This window comes from Aeromonas sp. HMWF014 (assembly GCF_963878295.1).
GTDB lineage: Bacteria > Pseudomonadota > Gammaproteobacteria > Enterobacterales > Aeromonadaceae > Aeromonas > Aeromonas popoffii.
Map to the genome: position 1 here is coordinate 1 of NZ_CAWNYS010000509.1, position 5060 is coordinate 5060.

Here is a 5060-nt window from a genome sequence, read left to right on the forward strand (position 1 = left end):
GTGTAGAAGCGCACCCCATCAGGCCCATGCATATTGAGCGGCCCGAAGATAGACCGCTTCCAGCCACCGAAGCTGTGAAACGCCATGGGTACGGGGATAGGGACGTTCACCCCTACCATACCGACCTGAACCCTGGCGGTGAAGTCCCGCGCCGTATCACCGTCGCAAGTAAAGATGGCGGTGCCGTTACCGTACTCGTGTTCGTTGATGAGCTTGAGCGCCGTCTCGTAATCCGGGGCCCGCACTATGGCGAGCACGGGGCCGAAGATCTCCTCCCGGTAGATGCGCATGTCGGGGGTCACCTCGTCAAACAAACTGCCGCCGATAAAGTAGCCTTCCCCATGACTCACGCCGCGACCATCGACCCGCAGCAGAGCCCCCTCGGCCACCCCCTGATCCACATAATCACGCACCTTGGCCAGATGCTCGCGACTGATGAGGGGCCCCATCTCGTTTTCCGGGGTCTGACCCAGCCCCGGGCCGACCCTGAGTTGCGCCACCAGTGGCGAAAGTTTTGCCACCAGCGCATCGGCTGTCTCATCCCCCACCACCACGGCCACCGAGATCGCCATGCAGCGCTCACCGGCAGCGCCATAGGCCGCCCCCATCAGGGCTGAGACCGCCTGGTCGAGATCCGCATCCGGCATCACCAGCATGTGGTTCTTGGCGCCGCCCAGCGCCTGCACCCGCTTGCCGTGGGCCGAGGCGGTGGCGTAGATGTACTGGGCGATGGGGGTAGAGCCGACAAAGGAGACGGCGCCGACCCGTGAGTCGGTCAGCAGCACGTCCACCACCTCCTTGTCACCGTTGACCACGTTGAGCACGCCGTCCGGCAGACCGGCCTGCTTGAGCAGCTCGGCCATGCGCAGCGAGAGGGAGGGATCCTTCTCGGAAGGCTTGAGAATGAAGGTGTTGCCGCAGGCGATGGCCACCGGGAACATCCAGAGCGGCACCATGGCCGGGAAATTGAACGGCGTGATGCCGGCGCACACCCCCACCGGCTGCATCATGGAGTAGCTGTCGACCCCCCGGCCCACGTTGAGGGAGTGCTCCCCCTTGAGCAGGTGGGGAATGCCGCAGGCAAACTCCACCACCTCGAGACCACGAGTCAGCTCACCCTGGGCATCAGAGAAGACCTTGCCGTGCTCGCGGCTGATGAGCCGGGCCAGATCATCCCTGTGCTGCTCCATCAGCTCCTTGAAGCGAAACAGCACCCGGGCCCGCACCAGCGGCGGGGTCTGCGACCAGTCGGCGAAGGCGCGCTCGGCGATGGCAATGGCCTCGTCGCATTCGGCGGCGGTACTGAGCACCACCTGACCCTGCTGCTGGCCGGTGGCCGGGTTGAAGATGGCACCGAAGCGCTCGCTGCGACTCTCCGTCGTCTCGCCGTTGATAAAGTTGCTGACCCGATATGTCATAAATCCTCCGTGATGGCTCATCCGTCTCTCCCTGCGCCGTCTCACGCGAGCCGGGCACAGGGAGGTGGCGCCCACATCCGGGGCGCCATGCAGTGCAAGGTGGAAGTGGGTTACGCCTGCGTCTGCAACACGTCCTGCAGCAGGGTGAAGAGATCGTCTATCTGGCTGCGCTCCATGATGAGGGGCGGCGACAGGGCGATGATGTCGCCGGTGACGCGGACAAGCGCCCCCTTCTCGAAGCAGCGTACGAACACCTCGTAGGCACGCTTGCCCGGTGCATCCGGCAGGGATTCGAGCTCTATGCCCGCCACCAGTCCGTAGTTGCGCACATCCTTCACATGCTTGCAGCCCTTGAGGGAATGGGCCGCCTCCTCCCAGTAGCCCGCCAGATCGGCGGCGCGGGTGAGCAGATTCTCGTTGCGATAGATCTCGAGGGTCGCCAGCGCGGCGGCGGCGGCCACTGGGTGACCCGAGTAGGTGTAGCCGTGGAACAGTTCGATGGCGCCCTTGCCGGCGGCCATCATGTCGTCATAGATGCCATTGCTCACCAGCACGGCCCCCATGGGGATGGCGCCGTTGGTGAGCCCCTTGGCACAGGTGATCATGTCGGGCAGGACATCGAACTCCTGAGCGGCAAAGGGGGAGCCGAGGCGGCCAAAGCCGGTGATCACCTCGTCGAAGATCAGCAGGATGCCGTGTTTGGTACAGATCTCCCGCAGTCGCTTGAGGTAGCCCTGGGGTGGCATGATGACACCGGTACTGCCGGCGATGGGTTCAACGATGACAGCCGCTATGTTGCTGGCATCGTGCAGGAAGACGATCCTCTCCAGCTCGTCGGCCAGCGCCACATCCTCTTCAGGCAGCCCCTTGGTGAAGGCGTTTTTGGCGATGTTGAGGGTATGAGGCAGATGATCCACCCCGGTCAGCAGGGAGCCGAACCACTTGCGGTTACCGGGAATGCCCCCCACCGAGATGCCGCCGAAGCCGACCCCGTGATAGCCGCGCTCGCGGCCAATCAGCCGGGTGCGGGTACCCTGACCCCGCGCCCGCTGCCAGGCCAGCGCAATCTTGAGCGCCGTGTCCACGGCTTCCGAGCCCGAGTTGGTATAGAAGACATGGCCCAGCCCCTGGGGGGCTATCTCCACCAGCCGGTTGGCCAGCTCGAACGGCAGGGGATGCCCCATCTGGAATGTGGGGGCAAAGTCGAGGTGAGAAATCTGCTGGGAGACCGCCTCGGCAATCTCGCGGCGACCATGGCCCGCGTTGCAACACCAGAGCCCGGCTGTGCCATCCAGTATCTTGCGGCCATCCTCTGAGTGATAATACATCCCCTCTGCCGACTTCAGGATGCGCGGCGCCGCCTTGAATTGCTGGTTGGCGGTAAACGGCATCCAAAAGGCGGACATATCGGAGGGCGTATTGATGTCGCTGATCGGTTTCATGGTCACCTCATCCTTAAGGTGTTTAGTAACTATCGGCTAACGCCTATTAAATTAAACACCTAAATTCCTAAAAAGGGGCCCATAATAGCCCCGTTCGGTGCCACCCCTGGCTGATACATGAGCAGGGTGGTATAAGATATTTAACACAATTTTAATAATAGTAAACAGTCAAGGAGTGTCTATTGATGGATATAGGTCACCGCCTCAAGGCGGTTCGCACCAAGGCGGCCCTCTCCCAGCGCGAGCTGGCCAAACGCTCCGGTGTGACCAACGGTTTTATCTCCCAGATCGAGAAAAATCAGGTGAGCCCCTCGGTATCCTCACTGCGCAAGGTGCTGGAAGGCATCCCCATGTCGCTCGCCAGCTTCTTCACCGAGGAGACCGAGATGGGCACCGAGGTGATCTTCCGCGCCAGCGACATGCCGGATCTCGGCACCCATCCCATCAGCTACCGGCTGATTGGCCACAGCCGCGCCAACCGTGCCATCGGCATGATGCAGGAGATACTGCCGCCGGGTGCCGACACGGGTGACGACATGCTGAGCCATGAGGGAGAAGAGTGCGGCATCGTCATCCGGGGAACGGTCGAGATCACCGTCGGCGAGCAGATCCACCAGCTGGCGGCGGGTGATGGCTACTACTTCGACAGCCGCACCCCGCACCGTTTTCGCAACGTGGGCGAGCAGGAGTGCGAGCTGATCTCCGCCAACACCCCGGCCAGTTTCTAAGGCCATTCAACGGCGTTCACGCCGACGCTGTACCTTGCCCCGGCCGGTTTCTCGCTCATGGCGAGTGACAAGGATGGCCGTCATTGCCGGGGAGAAAGGGACAAGTGTTTAATGAATTGTTACAGGATGGATTTACAAGCGGCAAGATGTTTAGCATATTGATACGCAAAGACCAATTCTTTGCCGGTTCAAGGAGTGAACATGAGTGACCTGACCCTGGCCCAGTGGCAACACAAGGCCGTCCATCTGACCCTGCCCTCGCAAGCCTTCATTGACGGCAGCTACCGGGATGCCATCAATGGCGCCACCTTCGACTGCATCAACCCGGCTAATGGCCAGCTGCTGACCAAGGTCGCCGCCTGCGACGCCGCCGATGCCGAGCTGGCGGTGCAAGCCGCCCGCACCGCCTTCAGTGACAAACGCTGGAGCGGGCTGGCCCCGAAACAACGCAAGCTTATCATGCAACGCTTCGCCGAGCTGATGCGCCTGAACAAGGTGGAGCTGGCGCTGCTGGAGTCACTGGACATGGGCAAGCCCATTGGCGATGCCATGGGGTATGACGCCCCCGCCGCTGCCAACTGCATCGCCTGGAACGCCGAGGCCATCGACAAGATCTACGATCAGGTCGCCCCGGTGGAAGAGTCCGCGCTGGCACTGGTGACCCGCGAGGCGCTCGGGGTGGTCGCCGCCATAGTGCCCTGGAACTTCCCGCTGGTGATGGCCTGCTGGAAGTTGGGCCCGGCGCTGGCCACCGGCAACTCCGTCATCCTCAAACCCTCAGAGAAGTCCCCCCTCACCGCCCTGCGCATCGCCGGGATCGCGAAAGAGGCGGGCATTCCGGATGGGGTCTTCAACGTGCTGCCGGGCTTTGGCCATACCGTGGGCGAGGCACTGGCCATGCACATGGACGTGGATTGCATCACCTTCACCGGCTCCACCAAGATCGGCAAACATCTGGTGGAGTGCTCCGGCAAGTCCAACCTCAAGCGTGCCTTTATGGAGTGCGGTGGCAAGAGCCCCAACATCATACTGGCGGACGCGCCGGATCTGGACGCCGCCGCCAAAAGTGCCGCTGGCGCCATCTTCTACAACCAGGGCGAGGTGTGCACCGCCGCCTCTCGCCTGCTGGTGCAAAACAGCATCAAACCGCAGTTCATAGAGCGGCTGCTGGCCCATGCCAAGGAGTGGATTTCGGCCGACCCGCTCGACCCTGCCACCCGCATCGGCGCCATGGTGGACCACATCCAGATGGAGCAGGTGTTGCGCTATATCGAGATTGGCAAACAGGAGGGAGCCAAGCTGCTGCTGGGCGGCAACCGCACCAACACCGAGAGCGGCGGCTTCTATATCGAGCCCACCATCTTCGACGAGGTGACGCCCGAGATGCGCATCTTCCGCGAAGAGATCTTCGGCCCCGTGCTGGCGGTGACCGGCTTCGATACCCTGGAAGAGGCGATCGCGCTGGGTAACGA

The 5060-nt window shown here is 62.5% G+C and carries 4 protein-coding genes; 2 read left to right on the forward strand and 2 right to left on the reverse strand.

The window, feature by feature from the left end; genetic code table 11:
- Together AAC083_RS19945 and AAC083_RS19950 are read right to left on the reverse strand one after the other, a co-directional pair.
- Window positions 1-1418 (reverse strand): CoA-acylating methylmalonate-semialdehyde dehydrogenase (locus AAC083_RS19945; RefSeq protein WP_108537535.1); only part of this gene is annotated, 1418 nt, incomplete at its 3' end.
- Window positions 1419-1528: 110 nt separating this feature from the next.
- Window positions 1529-2860: an aspartate aminotransferase family protein gene (locus AAC083_RS19950; protein ID WP_108537536.1), complete on the reverse strand. Its 1332-nt coding sequence runs from the start codon at window positions 2858-2860 to the stop codon at window positions 1529-1531.
- A gap of 185 nt (window positions 2861-3045) precedes the next feature.
- Between AAC083_RS19950 and AAC083_RS19955 the strand changes: the two genes are divergently transcribed.
- Together AAC083_RS19955 and AAC083_RS19960 are read left to right on the forward strand one after the other, a co-directional pair.
- Window positions 3046-3588, forward strand: coding sequence for a cupin domain-containing protein (locus AAC083_RS19955; RefSeq protein WP_042033953.1), 543 nt, complete (start codon window positions 3046-3048; stop codon window positions 3586-3588).
- A 201-nt stretch (window positions 3589-3789) separates the two neighbouring features.
- Window positions 3790-5060, forward strand: a 1271-nt coding sequence (locus AAC083_RS19960; protein ID WP_108537537.1) for an aldehyde dehydrogenase family protein, incomplete at its 3' end; no start/stop codon positions are given.